The 19,089-nt window shown below is 52.1% G+C and carries 16 protein-coding genes; 13 read left to right on the forward strand and 3 right to left on the reverse strand.

The genetic code is table 11. The features are described 5' to 3' along the window. Position 1: 1 nt before the first annotated feature. From BCM14_RS03805 to BCM14_RS03815, 3 genes are read left to right on the forward strand one after another with little or no spacing between them, the layout of a single operon-like run. Positions 2-490 carry a TlpA family protein disulfide reductase gene (locus BCM14_RS03805; RefSeq protein WP_106226642.1) on the forward strand — a complete coding sequence of 163 codons (489 nt, stop codon included), beginning with the start codon at positions 2-4 and terminating at the stop codon, positions 488-490. 56 nt (positions 491-546) lie between these two features. Next, entirely contained in the window at positions 547-1,614 is a 1,068-nt protein-coding gene (locus BCM14_RS03810) for a tartrate dehydrogenase (RefSeq protein WP_106226643.1), read from the forward strand. 38 nt (positions 1,615-1,652) lie between these two features. Next, positions 1,653-2,618 carry a tripartite tricarboxylate transporter substrate binding protein gene (locus BCM14_RS03815; RefSeq protein ID WP_106226644.1) on the forward strand — a complete coding sequence of 322 codons (966 nt, stop codon included), beginning with the start codon at positions 1,653-1,655 and terminating at the stop codon, positions 2,616-2,618. A 53-nt stretch (positions 2,619-2,671) separates the two neighbouring features. On the opposite strand, the gene BCM14_RS03820 is transcribed toward BCM14_RS03815, so the two are convergent. Genes BCM14_RS03820 through BCM14_RS03830 form a run of 3 tightly spaced genes read right to left on the reverse strand, consistent with a single transcriptional unit; the run spans position 2,672 to position 5,522 of the window. Continuing rightward, positions 2,672-3,982, reverse strand: a complete 1,311-nt coding sequence (locus BCM14_RS03820) for a TRAP transporter large permease (protein ID WP_106226645.1) — start codon at positions 3,980-3,982, stop codon at positions 2,672-2,674. 20 nt (positions 3,983-4,002) lie between these two features. Then, a complete protein-coding gene (locus BCM14_RS03825; RefSeq protein ID WP_106226646.1) occupies positions 4,003-4,536 on the reverse strand; it encodes a TRAP transporter small permease in 534 nt (177 codons plus the stop codon). Positions 4,537-4,544: 8 nt separating this feature from the next. After that, the gene (locus BCM14_RS03830; RefSeq protein ID WP_375318457.1) at positions 4,545-5,522 is read right to left on the reverse strand and encodes a TRAP transporter substrate-binding protein; all 978 of its coding nucleotides are present in this window, start codon (positions 5,520-5,522) and stop codon (positions 4,545-4,547) included. A 144-nt stretch (positions 5,523-5,666) separates the two neighbouring features. On the opposite strand from BCM14_RS03830, the gene BCM14_RS03835 reads away from it, so the two are divergent. The 10 genes from BCM14_RS03835 (at position 5,667) to fdhF (ending at position 19,080) form a co-directional block, all read left to right on the forward strand. Beyond that, positions 5,667-6,845 (forward strand): CaiB/BaiF CoA transferase family protein, encoded by a 1,179-nt coding sequence (locus BCM14_RS03835; protein WP_106226648.1) that lies wholly within the window; start codon positions 5,667-5,669, stop codon positions 6,843-6,845. Then, a complete protein-coding gene (locus BCM14_RS03840; RefSeq protein WP_106226649.1) occupies positions 6,842-7,642 on the forward strand; it encodes an enoyl-CoA hydratase/isomerase family protein in 801 nt (266 codons plus the stop codon). Before BCM14_RS03835 ends, BCM14_RS03840 begins: the two co-directional genes overlap by 4 nt. Positions 7,643-7,672: 30 nt before the next feature. Beyond that, positions 7,673-8,617 (forward strand): hydroxymethylglutaryl-CoA lyase, encoded by a 945-nt coding sequence (locus tag BCM14_RS03845; protein WP_106227032.1) that lies wholly within the window; start codon positions 7,673-7,675, stop codon positions 8,615-8,617. 58 nt (positions 8,618-8,675) lie between these two features. Next, positions 8,676-9,851, forward strand: a complete 1,176-nt coding sequence (locus BCM14_RS03850; RefSeq protein ID WP_106226650.1) for an acyl-CoA dehydrogenase family protein — start codon at positions 8,676-8,678, stop codon at positions 9,849-9,851. Positions 9,852-9,930: 79 nt separating this feature from the next. Beyond that, positions 9,931-11,328, forward strand: coding sequence for an MmgE/PrpD family protein (locus BCM14_RS03855; protein WP_106226651.1), 1,398 nt, complete (start codon positions 9,931-9,933; stop codon positions 11,326-11,328). Then, positions 11,325-12,269, forward strand: coding sequence for a LysR family transcriptional regulator (locus BCM14_RS03860; RefSeq protein ID WP_106226652.1), 945 nt, complete (start codon positions 11,325-11,327; stop codon positions 12,267-12,269). The genes BCM14_RS03855 and BCM14_RS03860 overlap by 4 nt, the downstream gene beginning before the upstream one ends. Before the next feature lie 157 nt (positions 12,270-12,426). After that, on the forward strand, positions 12,427-14,085 hold the full coding sequence (locus BCM14_RS03865; RefSeq protein WP_106226653.1) for an OFA family MFS transporter: 1,659 nt from the start codon (positions 12,427-12,429) through the stop codon (positions 14,083-14,085). A 23-nt stretch (positions 14,086-14,108) separates the two neighbouring features. Continuing rightward, on the forward strand, positions 14,109-14,600 hold the full coding sequence (locus BCM14_RS03870; RefSeq protein ID WP_106226654.1) for a formate dehydrogenase subunit gamma: 492 nt from the start codon (positions 14,109-14,111) through the stop codon (positions 14,598-14,600). Then, on the forward strand, positions 14,597-16,150 hold the full coding sequence (locus BCM14_RS03875; protein ID WP_106226655.1) for a formate dehydrogenase beta subunit: 1,554 nt from the start codon (positions 14,597-14,599) through the stop codon (positions 16,148-16,150). Before BCM14_RS03870 ends, BCM14_RS03875 begins: the two co-directional genes overlap by 4 nt. A 29-nt stretch (positions 16,151-16,179) precedes the next feature. After that, positions 16,180-19,080: a formate dehydrogenase subunit alpha gene (fdhF, locus tag BCM14_RS03880; RefSeq protein WP_106226656.1), complete on the forward strand. Its 2,901-nt coding sequence runs from the start codon at positions 16,180-16,182 to the stop codon at positions 19,078-19,080. Positions 19,081-19,089: the final 9 nt, after the last annotated feature.

Genomic DNA, 19,089 nt, shown 5'->3' on the forward strand with positions numbered 1-19,089 from the left:
TATGTCAATTTTTAGAACGCTTGTCAGTGTGTGCTGTCTGCTCATATTGCTGGGTGGCAACTCCTCAGCCAAAACGCTTGCTCCCTATCGCTCAGGCGATTGGGCAAAATTAATTAATCAAGCAGATGGGCATCCCGCAGTTATCCACATCTGGGGGTTTAGCTGCGGCCCTTGCGTCGCTGAGCTACCCGCCTGGGGTAACTTTGCGCAGGCTCATCCAAAATTAAAACTCATGCTGCTGGAAGTCGATCAAGTCCCCGAAGAGATGACGCTTAAGACCTTGGTAGGCGCCAAGCTCAGCGAAGCTGACAATCACGTTTCGGTAGATTATTTCGATGAATATATGCGCTACGAGATTGATCCCAAGTGGCAAGGCGAGTTACCGATCACCTTGCTGATCGACGCCCAAGGCAATATTAGAAAGCTGCGTGGCAGTGTTGATTTCAAGATCGTCAATGACTGGGTATTTAAAACCAAAAAAGACGACTAACGCGCGTCGGTATAGAATCAGGTGATGCTTAAAAAACTACCACTCGAGACGCAAAAATGAAGACATATAAAATCGCAACCATCCCAGGCGACGGGATCGGTAAAGAGGTCATACCAGAAGGCAGGAAGGTACTCGAAGCACTTGCTGCACAAAATTCTTCATTGAATTTCGAATTCCAAGACTTCGACTGGGGCGGCGATTACTACCGCAAGCACGGCATCATGATGCCCGCTGACGGCCTTGAAGCTCTGCGAGACAAAGATGCCATTCTTTTCGGCTCAGCAGGTGACCCTGACATCCCTGATCACATTACCTTGTGGGGTCTGCGACTTAAGATTTGTCAGGGTTTTGATCAGTATGCCAACGTACGTCCAACACGGATCTTGCCAGGTATTGATGCGCCACTCAAGCGTTGCACGCCTGAGCAGTTAGATTGGGTGATCGTACGCGAAAACTCAGAAGGCGAATACGCGGGTGTGGGTGGCCGAGCTCATCAAGGTCATCCAATTGAGGTCGCAACCGATGTCAGCATGATGACTCGCGTCGGTGTCGAGCGCATCATGCGCTATGCCTTCAAGCTAGCGCAGACTCGTCCACGCAAGCACTTGACGGTCATCACCAAATCCAACGCGCAGCGCCATGCAATGGTCATGTGGGATGAGATTGCTGTTCAGATTTCTAAAGAATTCCCGGCTGTGACCTGGGATAAAGAACTCGTCGATGCGGCGACAGCGCGCATGGTGAACAAACCTGCCACGCTTGATACGATTGTGGCAACCAACCTTCATGCGGATATTCTCAGTGATTTAGCCGCGGCGTTGGCCGGTAGCCTGGGTATTGCACCGACTGGCAATATCGACCCCGAGCGCCGTTACCCCTCCATGTTCGAGCCCATTCACGGGTCTGCGTTTGACATCATGGGCAAAGGCTTAGCAAATCCTATCGGGACGTTCTGGTCCGTTGTGATGTTGCTCGAGCATCTGGGCGAAATGCCGGCGTCACAGCGCTTGATGCAAGCTATTGAAGCCGTGACTGCGAACAAAAAACTGCATACACGCGACTTAGGCGGTTTAGCGACAACAGCCCAGGTGACCGCGGCCCTACTTGAGGAAATCCAAAAATAGTAGTCAAGTGAACGATTAATCACGAGGGGAGACAAAAAATGAAAATATCAATCATCACCCGCGCAGCAACAGCGGCTTTGTTAACACTATCTGGTAGTTTTTTTGCAGCGCCCGCGCAGGTTATTTCAGATAAACCAATCCAGTACGTCATCGCTTTTCCGCCGGGTGGCGAGTCTGACGTCGTAGCGCGCTTGCAAGCGGACCTTTCGTTTCGGCTTTACAAGCAGCAAATGGTTGTCGTGAACAAGGCTGGTGCCGGAGGTGGCTTAGCGTGGAGTCAGATGAATAACTACGCGAGCGACGGCACGAGCATTGTTGGTATCAATCTGCCACACATTGTCTTGCAACCGCTTCAAGAAGGGTCGCAATTTAAAACCGAAGATATCAGTGGTGTTTACTACTACCACTTTACGCCCGACGCGCTGATGGTCTCGGCTAATAGCCCTTACAAAACCTACCAAGAGTTCGTCGATGCTGCGAAAAAGAATCCTGGCAAATTAACGCTTGCTGGTTCAGGGCAATACTCAGGTAATCAAATGGCTGCAGAGCGACTGAATCGGTTGGCTAGAATCAAGATTGAATATGTTCCGTTCAAAGGCACTGGTGATCTGATTTCCTCCTTGATTGGTATGCATGTTGATGGGACCATGGGTTACTTGCCACTGGCGATTCAACAAAAAGAAAAGGTGCGCACCCTGGCGATCGCTACTGAAAAGAGACACCCCGCCCTGCCCGACGTCCCCACGTTTAAAGAGCTCGGCTTAGATTGGGTTGACGGTGGCTATCGCGGTATCGGTATGCCCAAGAGCACGCCAGAAGACATCAAGAAAAAGATGTCTGATTTCATGGCCAAACTCAACAGCGACCCGAAAGCCAAAGCCCAGCTTGAGGACGGGGGCTTTGTCCTGGTTGACGTCCCCTATGAAAAAATTCAAGCTTTCATGGCAGAGAAAACACCGTTGATTATGAATGACGCTAAGAGCTCTGGTTTATTGAACCGCTAAGCGGCGACCAATAAGGATAGAGAAAAATGGCTCGGCTTAAACCGAGCCTCTTTTTATTTCTCTTTACCCATTACATAATCAGGCAACCAAGTCACGATCTCAGGGAAGATCGTGATGATTGCGATACACACAACAAGACACGCGAAGAACGGCAAGGACGCTTTGGCAATCGTATTGCTGTCTTTCCCAGTCATGTTTTGCAATACGAACAGATTGAAGCCAACGGGTGGTGTGACCTCGGCGATCTCAACCAGGAGCACGATAAAAATGCCAAACCAGATCAGATCAAAACCTGCTTTCTGGATCATGGGCAAGACAACGGCTGAGGTTAAAACGATCATACTGATGCCATCAAGCGCGGTCCCCAGCACAAGGTAGACACCCACCAGACAAGCGATGAGCGCAAGCGGTGATAGATGCATTGATTCAACCCATTCAGCGAGGTGGCGAGGCACACCCGTGAAAGCCATTGTCTTGGTCAAGAAGGCAGCACCAGCCAGAATCACCATGATCATGCAACTGGTGCGTGTCGCCCCCATAAGACCTTCGACAAAATTCGACCAGGTCAAAGAACGGCCCCAGGCGGCAATTGCCAAAGAGCCGGCGACCCCATAGGCAGCGCATTCAGTCGCCGTTGCGTAACCTGCAACCAAGACCCAAACGATAAAGACGATCAAAGCTGAGCACGGGATCAGGTTTCCGCTTTTACGGATTTTCTCCCACAAAGTTGACGGCGGGTCAGCTGCCGGGACTTTGGAGGGATTGCGAATGGACCACCACGCGATGTAACCCATGAACAAAGCCATCAGTACGGCAGAAGGTAAAAATCCAGCAAGAAAGATTCGGATGATGGACGCGTCAGCAGCCACGGCGTATACCACCATGGTGATGGACGGTGGTATCAAGATACCTAAAGTGCCCGCTGTTGCCAGTGCACCTAAAGCCAAATTTTCGTCGTAACCGCGTCGTTTAAGCTCTGGCAAGGCCACCTTGGATATCGTTGCACAAGTCGCTGCAGACGAACCACTAACCGAACCAAAGATGCCACAACCTAAAATCGTGGTGTGCATCAAACGACCGGGTATACGGTTAAGCCAGGGCCGTAAGCCTTCAAACATCTCTTCGCTCAGTTTGGTTCTGAAGAGGATTTCACCCATCCAGATGAACAAAGGCAGTGCCGCAAGCTCCCAAGAGGCATTGCTCTCCCAAAAGGCAGAAAACATATTCTTGCCAGCTTGTGTATTCACAAAAAATGCTTGACCTACCCAGCCACAAAAGGCCAGTGTCATGGCGATCCAGACACCACCGGTTAAGAAGATCAGCATGATGATCAACAGAAAAAGACCAATTTCCAGTACTTCCATTATGTTTGTTCCCTAGATCTTTAAACGTCAGACGAAAAGTCGCCCGCCGCGTGGCGCTCTTCTACTGCAACGACGAACGTGGGTCTGTTGCCTTGGAACACAAGAAACCATTCGTCCACAATTGCGATCAGGAAAACCCAGGATCCAATCACAAAAGATAGTTGTGGAATCCACTTAGGCATCGGTATCAAACCGTCTGAAACATCATGAAAAACATAGCTCTCGTATGTGAAAGCTGTCGCCCAGTAGGTCATATAACCAACTGCTACGATGCCGACAGTCAGACAGCCAAGCTCATACCAATGACGTGTTTTAGGAGACAGTTTCTCAAGCAGCAAGGTCACTCGCACGAAGTCGCCATGCTTGAAGGCATGTGCCATCGACAAAAATGCTGCACCGGCACACATCCAGGCAACCACGTCGTTAACGGCGCCCGTTCTAACCCCCATTTCGCGCAAAACACTTTGCGCGATCATGAGTACACAAATCATCAGCACGCAAAAAGCTGACAACCATCCGGTTGTCAGGTACAACCCATTTAAAAATTTACGCATGGGATGTTTTACTTTTTATAGGCTGAGATCAGTGCAGCGCCGTCGGCACCCATTTTCTTTTCCCAGTCACCAAGCATCACACCACCCACTTTATTGAGGTCAGCAGCGAAGGTTGCCGAAGGTGCCTCAACAGTCATCCCACGATCGCGCAGGGTTTGTTTGAAGATCGCTTCTTTGTCTTCGCTGATTTTCCAGCCCCGGACTTGTGCCTCAGCTGCAGCTTTCAGAACGGCGTCCTGAGTCGCTTTATCCAAAGCATTAAAAGCCTTCAAGCTCACCAGAACTGCGTTCTTGGGGATCCAGGCTTGGGTCTCATAGAAGTACTTCAAGCTCTCATAGGTTTTGCTGTCGATACCAGTCGCGCTCGATGAGATGTAGGACTCAACAATGCCGGTTGCTAAAGCCTGGCTTAACTCAGCGGCTTGGACTGTGACCGGTTGCAACTGCATCAACTCAGCCATTTTGGCGGTCGATGGTGAGTAAGACCGCCATTTCATGCCCTTCATGTCAGCAACTGATGTCAGAGGCTTTTTGCTGTAGATCCCTTGTGGTTGCCAAGGCACGGTGTAGAGAACTTTGATGCCTTGCTCAGCAAGATATTTATCAAGAGCAGGCAGCTGCACGCTTTGCAATTTCTTGGCATCGGCGTAGCTGGTCGCCAGAAACGGCACACCGTCCATCCCAAACAACGCGTTCTCGTTTTCGTAGGCGGCTAGCAGAATCTCGCCAGCTTGCGCCTGACCCCCTTGCACTGCTCTTTTAATCTCTGGCAACTTGAACAGCGACGCGTTAGAGTGCAAAGTAATTTTCAATTTACCTTGGGTGGCTGCATCGACGTCTTTAGTGAATTGCTCCAGATTTTCTGTATGGAAATTGCCTGGTGGGTAGCCAGAGGCCAAATCCCACTTAGTCTGACCAAAGGTAAGACCTGAAACAGCCATACAGGCTACTGATATTGACAGACGAGCTAACTGAGATAAACGCATGGACCCACTCCTGTACAAGAAAACACTAGATTAGAGAGACAGCATAGTGAACAATTGGTGACTTAGCATCAAACTTAAGTTAGGGGTTTCCCCTTAGTCTTACCGCGTGACATAATTTCTGAGACAAAAGTAACTTCATAAAAAATGACGCAATCTATTAGCGAGACACAAACCACTCTTCCCTTACCTTTTAAGGACCTGGTCGTTGTAGAAGTCGGCCACAGCGTCGCTGCGCCTTTCGCTGGTCAAATTTTCAGCGAGCTCGGCGCGCGCGTTGTGAAGATTGAAAAAGCGGATGGCGACGATGCCCGCAAATGGGGTCCTCCATTTTGGGAGGGGGCGTCATCTTTCTTTCAATCTTTAAACCGCAACAAACAATCCGTGGTTTGCGAACTTAGAGATCCTGAACAGGTTGAGTCACTCAAGCAATATATATGCCAGCATGCAGATATCGTCATCCAGAATTTGCGGCCTGGGCAGGTTGAAAAGCTTGGCCTGGACGGGCCAAGCCTCCTTAAACTCAATGACACACTGATTTACTGCAATCTGGGCGCTTTTGGTAACCGGGGGCCACTCAAAGACCGACCGGGCTACGACCCACTGATGCAAGCTTTCGGCGGCATCATGAGCACCACGGGTGAGCCTGGCCGCCCCGCTGTCCGGGTTGGTGCTTCAATTGTGGACATGGGCACTGGGATGTGGGCAGTCATTGGTGCACTAACCGCCCTGTACGAGCGCCAAGCCACCGGCAAAGGCAAAGTCATCGACGTATCACTGTTTGAAACCGCCACCAGCTGGGTATCGCTACTCGCGTCGCAATATCTCGCTTCGGGCAAAGTGGCAGATAAGCAAGGCTCAGGCGCGCCGGGTATCGTGCCGTATAAAGGCTATCTGACCAGCGATGGCGAGATTGTTGTCGCAGCAGGCAGTGACTCTTTGTTTAAATCGTTAGCCAGCGCACTGGGCCATCCAGAGTGGATCGACGATCCGAAATACCTTGGCAACCCCGCCCGCGTGGAGAATCAGGTCGAACTGTACGGCATGATAGAAACGGTCATGTCCTCGCAAACCACCGATCACTGGATAAGCATCCTTGAAGCCGTTGGTGTGCCTTGCTCGCCAGTCAATAATCTTGCTCAAATGGTTGCACATCCTCAAACTGAAGCGATGGGTGTGGTGCAAGCCGTGCCAGGCACGGGCATGCAGTTCATTGGTTTGCCTCTCAGCTTTGACGGGATCAGACCAGCACCGTATGGCGCGCCACCAAAACTTGGTGAGCACACTGACTTGATCATTAAAAAATCTGAGGACAACAGCCGATGAGCACCCTGCCCCAATACGAAACCATCGCATGCGAAATGGTGGATACGCATGTCCTGAAGGTCACCTTAAATCGTCCTGCCTTAGGCAACTCAATCAACACCCAGATGGGGCATGATCTGCTTGATCTGTGGAATCGGCTTACCGCAGAGCCTGAAGACGTGCGCTGTATCGTCCTGACGGGTGCAGGCGAAAAGATTTTCTGTGCTGGTGGCGATCTGAAAGAGCGCAACGGTATGACTAAGTTGCAATGGACCAGACAACACGAATTATTTGAACGGATGTTCTGGACCTTGGTTGACTTGCCTCTGCCAGTGATCGCTGCTGTCAATGGGCACGCCTATGCAGGTGGTCTTGAGATGTCGCTTTGCTGCGACTTTATTTATTCGAGCAACGCCGCCCGCTTTGCCTTGACCGAAGTCACCCTGGGCATCATGCCCGGTGCGGGTGGGACACAAAATTTGCCGCGCGCGGTGGGTGATCGTCGAGCTAAAGAAATCATCATGACTGGCAAAGCTTTCAATGCTGAACAAGCACTGCAATGGGGCTTAGTCAACGCCGTGTACGAACCTCAAGATTTGTTAGCCAGAGCGATTGAGACTGCTCAGACTATCGCAGGCAACGCGCCACTGTCCGTCAGGCAGGTCAAGAAATCGGTCAGGTATGGCGGCCAAATGGAGTTGCGGACTGCCTACCGTTTTGAAGTTGAAGCCTACAACCACCTGGTCGATACTGAAGATCGTATGGAAGGTGTGGCTGCTTTTAATGAAAAACGCAAAGCGAATTTCAAAGGTCGTTAATTTAAAAAATAGAATGAAGGCAACATGATCATGAAGCAAAAAATCACCCTACGAGAAGTCGGTTTGCGGGATGGATTACAGATTCATTCAACTTTTATGCCCACTGTTGACAAAATGGCATGGATTAAAGCTGAAGCTGCTGCAGGGATGAGCGAGATCGAAGTCACGTCCTACGTGCCGCCCAAACTGATCCCTCAATTCGCGGATGCCGCTGAAGTCACCGAGCAGTCCATTCAAATACCTGGCCTTCTAGTGGCTGCATTGATCCCCAATATGCGTGGGGCGCAACGCGGCGTCGAACTCGGGGTTCATAAACTGAACTTCGTCATGTCAGTCAGTGAAACGCACAACATGAAAAATGTTCGCCGTCCTCGTGAAGATTCAGTCGCTGATTTTCGTGAAATCGTCGCCATGATCAGACAACAACCCGAGGGACAACGTCCCATCATCGTCGGTGGCTTGTCTACCGCACTGGGCTGCTCCTACGAGGGTCGCGTGTCGGTCAAAGACGTTGTTAAATATGCGGTTGCGCTCGTTGAAGCCGGTGCGGATGAGCTGGTTGTGGCTGATACGGTTGGGTATGCAGACCCCAATCAGGTCCGTGAGGTCTTTAAAGCAGTACTAGCCGAAGTCAAACACTTGCCCATTGCTGCTCACTTTCACGACACCCGCGGTACGGGCCTGGCCAATGTGACCGCCGCGCTTGATTGCGGCATTGTTCATTTCGATGCGTCTTTAGCTGGTCTTGGTGGCTGTCCGTTCGCCCCCGGTGCGAGCGGCAATATCGTGATGGAAGACTTGTGCTTCATGCTCGATTCAATGGGACTCGACACCGGTGTCGATTTGAATAAATTGGTTGAGATCCGCAAGGCGATTGCCGCATCCCTGCCTGATATCGCCATGCACGGTGCCCTGGCTAAAGCGGGGTTGCCACGCAATTATCTGCCTGCGTCAGAGCGCCTGGCTGCTGCGTAACTGACGTCATCCACAACAAACATCTCTCTTACTAATTTTTGATTAGACCGGATCCGAAATGACTCAAGCTTTAAGTATTGCAATTGGTGAGGACTACGCAGACATCCGTGAGGGGGTACGCCAAGTCTGTGCAGATTTCCCCGGATCTTATTGGCGCGATCTCGAAGAAAACGAAGCCTACCCCACTGCCTTCGTTCAGGCGCTCACCAAGTCCGGGTACCTGGGCGCGCTGATTCCCGAAGAATATGGTGGTAGCGGGATGCCATTGCGGGCCGCAGCTGTGATCCTCGAAGAAATCCACGCCTCGGGATGCAATGCAGGGGCTTGCCATGCACAGATGTACACCATGGGCACGGTGCTGCGTCATGGCAGTGAAGAACAGAAAAAACAATACCTGCCCGCGATTGCGAGCGGTGAATTGAGGTTGCAAGCCTTTGGGGTGACTGAACCCACCTCGGGCACAGATACGACCAAACTCAAAACTCGGGCGGTGCGTGATGGCGACAGCTACGTGATCAATGGTCAGAAAGTCTGGACATCACGTGCGCTGCACTCTGACTTGATGTTGCTACTGGCACGGACCACCCCTCTTGAAGACTGCAAAAAGAAAAGCGAAGGCCTGTCGGTTTTTTTGCTCGACATTCGCCACCTGCGCGACAAGGGTTTGGATATCCGCCCGCTGAAGGCCATGATCAATCACAACACCACAGAAGTGTTTTTTGACAACGTCCGGATACCGGCGAGTAGTTTGATTGGCGAAGAAGGAAAAGGCTTTAAGTACATTCTGGATGGCATGAACGCCGAGCGAATTTTAGTGTCGGCAGAGGCAATCGGTGACGGGAGATGGTTTACCAAAACCGCGATCAACTATGTGAAAGAGCGCCGGGTGTTTGATCGGCCAATTGGTCAGAATCAGTCGGTGCAGTTTCCGATTGCGCGTGCTCACGCTGAAATCGAGGCCGCCGATCTGGTGCTGCGTCGTGCCGCAGCGATGTTTGATGCAGGCCTACCGTGTGGCGACGATGCCAACATGGGCAAATTGCTGGCGGCGGATGCAACCTGGCATGCGGCAGAAGCCTGCCTGCAATGCCACGGTGGATTCGGTTATGCGCGCGAATATGATGTCGAGCGCAAGTGGCGCGAGACCAGGCTTTTTCAGATCGCACCGATCTCGACTAATCTCGTTTTGTCATACATAGGCGAGCACATGCTGGGCATGCCTCGTTCGTTCTAAACTTGCCTTGCTCAGCGATACAACCAATACAAACAAACAATAGAAACAATAGAATCAACAATACTCACGGAGACATTGCATGACAGGCCTTACTCAAGCACTGGGCAATTATGTTGCCAACCCGAGCTTTGCAGGTAAAGAGCCCGAGGCTTGCGAGGTTGCCAAAACAGGGTTCATCGATACCATTGCGACCATGATTGCCGGAAGCAGTGAACCGGTGGTGCAGATTGTTCAGCAGTTTTTTGATCAAGGCCAGTCAGTCGGACAAACAGATGGGCAACGCGCTGGTCAAGCCCCTATCCCTTTTGCCGGCAACTATCGACCGGCTCAACAAGCTGCTTTTATTAATGCTGTAGCTGGTCATGCACTTGATTACGATGACGTAGCCTTATCGGGTCACCCTAGTACCGTTCTGGTGCCGGCCATCCTGGCAGAAGGTTACGTACTCCAGTCAAGCGGTCGCGATGCCTTGAGTGCCTATGTCATCGGCTACGAAGTCTGGGCTGAGCTATTTAAGCGTGAAGCAGATCAGTACCATCTGAAAGGCTGGCACCCGACTGGTGTGTTGGGCGCGGTCGCTTGTGCCGCAGCTGTAGCGTATCTGCACCGTCTTGATGCCGACTTGTCCGCCCGGGCGCTGGCCATTGCGGCAAGTATGGCCAGCGGTCTGGTAGCCAATTTCGGCACAATGACTAAACCCTTTCATGCGGGCCGAGCAGCGTCTCACGGGATAGATGCCGTGCGTCTGGCGAAACTAGGGATGACGTCCTCGCCCGACGCTTTTGAACATCACGCGGGTTATTTAGCAGCCCTATCACCTGCAGGTCGGGTTGATCGAGCCAGCGACGCGTCAAGTCTGGGGCAAGCTCCACGGATCTTGGAAAGTGGTCTTTCGATTAAACGCTATCCGGTTTGCTATTCATGCCATCGCACCATTGACGGCGTGCTGGAAATCGCCAATCGCGAAAACCTCAAAGCAACTGACATCAAGTCAATGCACCTGACGACCGGTGCTGCACAGGCCTCCATGTTACGCAATCACCATCCAAAAACTGGGCTTGAAGCCAAATTCAGTGCTGAGTTTGCGATCGCGTCAGCCATCGTCGCCCGTGAAGTCGGCTTATCGCAGTTAACAGATGAGTTCGTCACTCGCGAAGACGTCAGCAGCCTGTACGATAAACTGACAGTATCGATTACGGATAAATCATGTCCTATTGATCCCTCGTTTGCCTTGACGGACCGTATCGTGATCGAAACAGTCGCGGGTAAGACGTTTGATTCTGGAGAGATTCGTTTCCCGCTTGGCAACGCGATGAACCCAATCGACGCAGTGGGTTTAAAGCAAAAATTCGATGATTGCGTGCTAACTGGGCAAACAAACAATCCAAGCTTAAAAGGAATTGACAGCGACTTGTATCAGCGAATTGCAGCACTTGAGTCCTTGCCAAACATACGCCAACTGTTTCAAGCGACATGAATCACTTAGTCTGGTTCCGTTACCTGATTGCGCTGGATGAATATAAGCATTTCAGTCGAGCGGCTGATGCCTGCAACATCACTCAGCCGGCCCTGTCCAATGCGTTAAAGGCATTGGAGGAGAGCTACGGCATTAGCATTATTAATCGTGGACGAAGCTTTATCGGGTTTACAGACGAAGGCCAGACAGTGCTGGAGAGCGCAAGAAGAATCATGCGAGAGCATGAGACCTTGCAACAAGAGATTAAAAGCACTGACGCTGAGCCCACCGGGCATCTTTCGATTGGCGCAATCCCGACTGCCATCCCGATTGCCGGCCGTTTTGCTGCCTTCCTTCAAGCAAAACACCCATCGATCAGAATAGAACTGAAAAGTGTGAGTTCACAGGGCTTGGAGACCGGCGTCGAAAACGGTTCTCTCGAGATGGGACTGGGCTATGCAACAAGAATAACGAACCGGGCGCATCAGCTAACAGCTGTGCATCAATACAACGAGCACTATTACCTAGTCCGCAAGCGCAAGAACGCCGAACCCAAGCAAGTGCTTAAAGGCTCGCCCATTACGTGGCTAGATGCCTCTAAATACCAGCTTTGCTTGTTGTCGAAGGCCATGTATAACCGGCACATCATTGATCAAACGTTCAATGATATTGGGGTAACGCTCAAGCCGGTCATGGAAACCAATTCAATTTTCACACTTGGCATCGCAGTAACGGCGGGCGCCATCGCCAGCATCATGCCTGGTGCGCTGGTTGATCAAGTGCTCCATGATCACAGCATCGACGCTCATCCGCTTGTCGCACCACACATCGCCACGGATATTTCCTGGATTTTGCTTAAAACTGACAGACGATCCCGTGTTTTGCGTGCTGCACTTGCCTTTGCTCAGTCAACTGAGTGGGCAAAAATGCTTCACCAGCACTCAGGTGCTCTCGAGGCCTGAGCGTCAACCCCAGCTTACAACGGAGAAAAATTACTGGTACTTACCCTCTATTCACAGTGTGAATAGTCACATTTTTGAAATAAATTAGCGTTCCGTCCTATAGTCATGCAATGGTTCCTTAGGTAGGGGAGTCAAGAAAAACAACAAGGATGGAACTATGTCAGCAGACACCACAGCAACAACTTCGGCCAGTGGCTGGCTGGACAAAGAAAAAACGATCGCAGGGCCTGGATTTAATCGCTGGTTGGTACCACCAGCCGCACTTGCCATTCATTTGTGTATTGGCATGGCGTATGGATTTTCAGTTTTCTGGATACCCTTATCCAAAGCAGTGGGCGTCACGGCGGCAAGAACTTGTCCCGCCACCATGGGAATCATGACCGAGCTATTCGCAACAGATTGCGATTGGCGAATTTCCAGCTTAGGCTGGATGTACACCTTATTTTTCGTTATTTTGGGCTTGTCAGCTGCGGTCTGGGGCGGCTGGCTAGAGCGCGCCGGCCCTCGTAAAGCGGGCGTCGTTGCCGCTTTGTGCTGGTGCGGTGGCCTGATGATCTCTGCTCTCGGGGTTCACCTGCATCAATTGTGGATGCTTTGGATTGGCTCAGGCGTAATCGGCGGCGTCGGACTCGGCTTGGGCTACATCTCACCCGTTTCTACTTTGATCAAATGGTTTCCAGATCGTCGAGGCATGGCAACCGGAATGGCGATTATGGGTTTTGGCGGTGGGGCCTTAGTCGGTTCGCCCTTGGCAGCCATGCTGATGACCTATTTTGCGACGCCGACCAATGTGGGCGTGATGCAAACCTTCATCGCGATGGGCGTTATCTATTTTGGTTTCATGATGGCGGGCGCCTTGGCCTATCGTGTTCCTCCCACGGGCTGGAAGCCCGAAGGTTGGACGCCACCTCCAGCCCAAGCGAATAACGCCATGATTACCCAGAAGCATGTCCACGTCAGCAAAGTCTGGGGAATACCTCAATTTTGGCTGATCTGGATTGTTTTGTGCATGAACGTGAGTGCAGGTATTGGTGTGATTGGCATGGCCAGTCCAATGCTGCAAGAGGTATTTGGTGGGCAACTGATCGGCGTAGCCAAGAAATTCGGCGAACTGAGCGCTGCTGAGAAGTCCTCGATCGCCTTGGTTGCAGCGGGCTTTGCAGCATTAATTAGCTTGTTCAACATCGGCGGCCGGTTTGTATGGGCCAGCTTCTCGGACAAAATTGGTCGCAAAACAACGTATTTCGTTTTCTTCGTCCTCGGCGCAATCCTTTACGCCAGTATCCCGGTCAGCGCCATGAAGGGCAGCGAGTTCTTCTTTATCGCAGCGGTATGCGTGATCCTCAGTATGTACGGCGGTGGATTTGCCACCGTCCCCGCCTATCTGGCTGATATTTTCGGCACTCAGATGGTCGGTGCGATCCATGGACGGCTGCTTACTGCCTGGTCAACAGCAGGCATTTTGGGTCCGGTCGTCGTCAACTACATGCGCGACTACCAGATCAACGCCGGCATACCACTTAATCAGGTTTACAACCAGACTATGTACATCCTGGTCGGGTTTCTGACGGTTGGCTTCATTGCCAATCTCATGATCAAGCCATTGGCAGAAAAATGGTTTATGACCCCTGAGGAACTTGCAATCGAGAAAAAACTTGCGCATGAACGCGCGGCTGCAAACGAGGTCGGTTCTGGTGGCGGCTCAAGCACAAAAACGCCGGGTGCCCTGGTAGTTGTCGCCTGGTTATTTGTCGCTATCCCGCTCGCTTGGGCAATTTACAGAACGTCGTTAAGCATTGCCAAAATGTTTAGCTGAATCAACTACTGAAAGAGAAAAGCATGGCTGTCGATGCAATACCGGTTACCGAACAATCGAGACTCTCTGTTCATCAGGTCTTGCATCGTCGTAAAGACGAACCAGGCGCACTGCTGCCGATTCTTCACGACATTCAAGATGAGCTTGGTTTTATCCCAAGCGATCTTGTAGCTGACATTGCGGCTGCGCTTAATCTCTCTCGCGCAGAAGTGCATGGCGTCATCACCTATTACCATCATTTCCGTTCGACTGCCCCAGGCCGTCACGTCGTGCAAATTTGTCGGGCTGAAGCGTGCCAAGCGATGGGGGCTGAGGCTTTATTTGCACACGCGCAAGAGCATCTCGCTTGCAAAGCTCATCACACGACACCTGATGGTAGCGTGACCCTGGAAGCAGCTTATTGTCTGGGTCTCTGCGCATCGTCACCGTCGATAGCCATTAACGGAGAGGTGCACGCACGGGTTACTCCCATCAAATTCGAACGCTTGATGGCCGAAGCCAGGGGGCAAGCATGAGTATCTCTGTCTTTGTACCCCGTGATTCTGCAGCCTTAGCGGTCGGCGCTGAGCGCGTCGCGAAAGCTGTGGCGACTCAAGCGCACAATCGCAATATCGACGTTCGTCTGGTTCGTAACAGTTCGCGAGGGATGTTCTGGTTAGAGCCTTTGCTTGAAATCAGCACGCCCGAAGGTCGTGTAGCGTTCGGGCCAGTCGAGCCAGAAGACGTTGTCGATATTTTTGAACAAGGCCTGGCAGAGGCAACTCAGCATCCTCTTTATCTCGGTCTAACAGCAGAGATCCCTTATCTTAAGAAACAAGAGCGCTTAACCTTTGCTCGGATGGGTATTACCGACCCGCTGTCTTTGACCGACTATGAAGATCACGAGGGCTTTACAGGCTTGCAACACGCCCTGGCCATGTCGGGTCAAGACATCATCCAACAAGTGCTGGACTCAGGTTTGCGCGGCCGTGGGGGCGCGGCCTTCCCTGCCGGCATCAAATGGCGGACTGTTGCTGCAACCCCTGCCAAACAGCGCTATATCGTCTGTAACGCAGACGAGGGTGACTCTGGTACGTTTTCTGATCGGATGACCATGGAGGGCGACCCTTTCATGTTGATCGAAGGCATGACCATCGCAGGGATTGCTACCGATGCGACGGTGGGTTACATCTATGTGCGCTCTGAATACCCGCATGCCATCGCGGTCTTAAACGAGGCAATTCAGATTGCCGAGGCGGCTGGCTATCTCGGAGCCAACATCCTGAACAGCGGCAAATCATTCTCACTCATCGTCCGCAAAGCAGCCGGTTCATATGTGTGTGGTGAAGAAACCGCTTTACTCGAAAGCCTTGAGGGCAAAAGAGGCATCGTGCGTGCGAAACCGCCCTTGCCTGCAATTGAGGGCCTGTTTGGATTGCCCACCGTTGTCAACAATGTGATTACCTTAGCCAGCGTGCCTATCATTCTGGCGCGCGGTGCTGCTTTTTACAAAAACTTCGGCGTGGGTCGTTCAACCGGCACGCTGCCGTTTCAATTGGCCGGCAACATCAAGTTTGGTGGCCTGGTCGAGAAAGCCTTTGGTTTGACTCTCCGTGAACTGGTATTTGATTTTGGAGGTGGCTCGGCCTCTGGTCGCCCCATCAAAGCGATTCAGTCTGGCGGTCCCTTAGGTACTTATATCCCTGAGTCACAATGGGATTTACCACTAGACTACGAAACCTTCATCGCTATTGGTGGCACGATAGGGCATGGCGGCATGGTGGTGCATGATGACACCGCGGATATGTCCAAGCTTGCCCGCTACGCCATGGAATTCTGCGCGCTCGAATCCTGTGGCAAATGTACGCCGTGTCGCATTGGGTCGACGCGCGGGACAGAAGTAATCGACAAGATTACCTCAGGCAAAGATCGCGAGCACCAAGTGGTGCTGCTCAAGGATCTTTGCAACACCATGACCTACGGCTCATTGTGTGCCATGGGTGGGATGACTCCCAACCCAGTGTTATCCGCGCTAAATCATTTTCCCGAAGATTTTGGACTAACCCACGCGCCAACCGCTGCGTAAAACGCAACACTCGCGCAAAAGGACTAGACATGCTTGAGCAAGTCATACAACGTGATTTCGGCACACCGGAAGTGGTATCCGACAAAACCGTGACCCTAACCATTGACGGCACCGACGTAACAGTCGCGGCAGGCACCTCGTTAATGCGTGCAGCGATGCTGGCTGGCACTAAAATCCCGAAACTATGCGCTACTGACAGCCTTGAGCCCTTCGGATCCTGTCGTTTGTGTCTGGTTGAGATCGAAGGTCGCAAAGGTTTTCCGGCCTCATGCACCACACCTGCCGAGCAAGGGATGCGTGTCTGGACACAGACCTCAAAGCTGCAGGACTTGCGCAAGGGAGTGATGGAGCTCTATATCTCTGACCACCCCCTTGACTGCCTTACCTGCCCCGCCAACGGCAACTGTGAGTTACAGGATATGGCTGGGGTGACTGGTTTGCGCAACGTTCGCTATGGCATGGATGGGCATAACCACCTCCATCTGGCCAAAGACGAATCCAATCCTTACTTCACCTACGATGCATCCAAATGTATTGTCTGCAATCGTTGCGTGCGCGCCTGCGAAGAAACACAAGGCACTTTTGCCTTGACCATCAGTGGTCGTGGTTTTGAGTCGCGTGTTTCGCCCGGTCAGGACGAGCCTTTTATGGAATCGGAGTGTGTCAGTTGCGGTGCCTGCGTCGAGGCCTGCCCGACTGCTACCTTGCAAGAAAAATCAATCATCTGGCTCGGTCAGCCCGAGCATAGCGTCACGACCACCTGTGCTTATTGCGGCGTCGGTTGCGGTTTCAAGGCCGAGATGAAGGGCAATCAGGTGGTTCGCATGGTGCCCTGGAAAGACGGTAAAGCCAATGAAGGCCACTCGTGCGTCAAAGGTCGTTTCGCGTGGGGATACGCGACGCACAAGGATCGCATGACCAAACCCATGATCCGTAACAAGATCACCGATCCCTGGCAAGAAGTCAGCTGGCAAGAGGCCATCAGTCACGCAGCGTCTGAATTTAAACGTATTCAAGCCAAATATGGCAAAGATTCAATCGGCGGGATCACTTCTTCGCGGTGCACCAACGAAGAAGTCTATCTGGTTCAAAAGCTCGTTCGTGCTGGTTTTGGCAACAACAACGTCGATACCTGCGCTCGAGTTTGTCATTCACCAACGGGTTATGGCTTGGGTCAGACTCTCGGTACGTCCGCAGGAACACAGACATTCAAATCAGTCGAACAAGCTGACGTCATTCTCGTCATGGGTGCTAATCCAACTGATGGGCACCCTGTTTTTGCTTCACGGATGAAGCGCCGCCTTCGGGCAGGCGCTCGCTTGATCGTAATCGACCCGCGTCGAATTGACTTGGTCCAATCCCCTCACATCAAAGCGGATTATCACCTTGCGCTCAAGCCAGGTACCAACGTCGCGATGATCAGTTCTCTGGCACATGTCATCGTCACCGAAGGTTTATTGGACGAGGCCTTTGTGCAAGCACGTTGCGATGACAAGTCCTTTACTGACTGGAAGTCCTTTATTAGTCGGCCCGAGAATTCACCCGAGGCAATGGCTGAAGTAACAGGTGTCTCTGCTGAGTTAGTTCGTGGCGCAGCAAGGCTGTTTGCTCAAGGTGCCAAAGGGCAAACGCTGAGCGGCCCAAATGGTCGCGTCAACAGCGCGATTTATTATGGCTTAGGCGTGACCGAACATGCCCAAGGCTCAACCACGGTCATGGGCATTGCTAACCTTGCGATGGTGACAGGAAACATCGGTCGCGAGGGCGTGGGCGTCAACCCCTTACGCGGTCAGAACAATGTGCAAGGTAGTTGCGACATGGGCAGCTTCCCGCACGAGCTGCCTGGCTATCGCCATATCTCTGACACGACGACTCGCACTCAGTTCGAGGCGGCGTGGGGGGTGACCCTTGACGCAGAACCGGGCTTACGCATCCCGAATATGTTTGATGCTGCGATCGATGGCAGCTTCAAAGGTTTGTTCTGTCAGGGCGAAGACATCGCCCAATCTGACCCGGATACCCAACACGTCGCAGCCGCCTTGCAGGCAATGGAGTGTATTGTGGTTCAGGATATCTTCTTGAACGAAACAGCCAAGTACGCCCACGTGTTCTTGCCAGGTGCTTCGTTTCTTGAAAAAGATGGCACTTTCACCAATGCAGAGCGTCGTATTAGTCGCGTCCGTCAAGTAATGCCGCCAATGGCTGGCTACGGTGACTGGGAAGCCACACAGATGCTGGCAAACGCGCTCGGCTATCCCATGGATTACAAACATCCCAGCGAGATCATGGATGAAATTGCTGCGCTCACACCTAGTTTCAGCGGTGTAAGCTTCGATCGCATCGACCACCACGGCAGTTTGCAATGGCCGTGCAACGATCACACTGAAAGAGCCGGTACCTCAACCATGCACGTGGATCATTTTGTTCGCGGCAAAGGCCGTTTCATCATTACACAGTATGTGGCCAGTACCGAGAAAGTCACCCGTAAGTTCCCGTTGATTTTAACGACGGGACGTATTTTGTCGCAATATAACGTGGGTGCGCAGACCCGTCGCACAGAAAATAACCTGTGGCACAGTGAGGATACCCTTGAGATCCACCCGCACGACGCAGAAGAACGTGGCATCAAGTCAGGCGATTGGGTTGGTATACAAAGTCGAGCAGGCGAGACGGTCTTGCGTGCAGCGATTACCGAACGCGTGCAACCAGGCGTGGTGTACACGACCTTCCACTTCCCCGAATCCGGAGCGAACGTGATCACGACTGATAACTCTGATTGGGCGACCAATTGCCCAGAGTACAAAGTGACCGCAGTTCAGGTCATGCCAGTCACACAACACTCAGCCTGGCAAACGGACTACGCTCGCTTCAATGATCAACAGATGGACCTGTTGCATCAGAAGGATGAAGCACAATCGGTCGTCGGCTAGTTAATCCAC

This window comes from Jezberella montanilacus, from assembly GCF_003003055.1.
Classification (GTDB): Bacteria; Pseudomonadota; Gammaproteobacteria; order Burkholderiales; family Burkholderiaceae_B; genus Zwartia; species Zwartia montanilacus.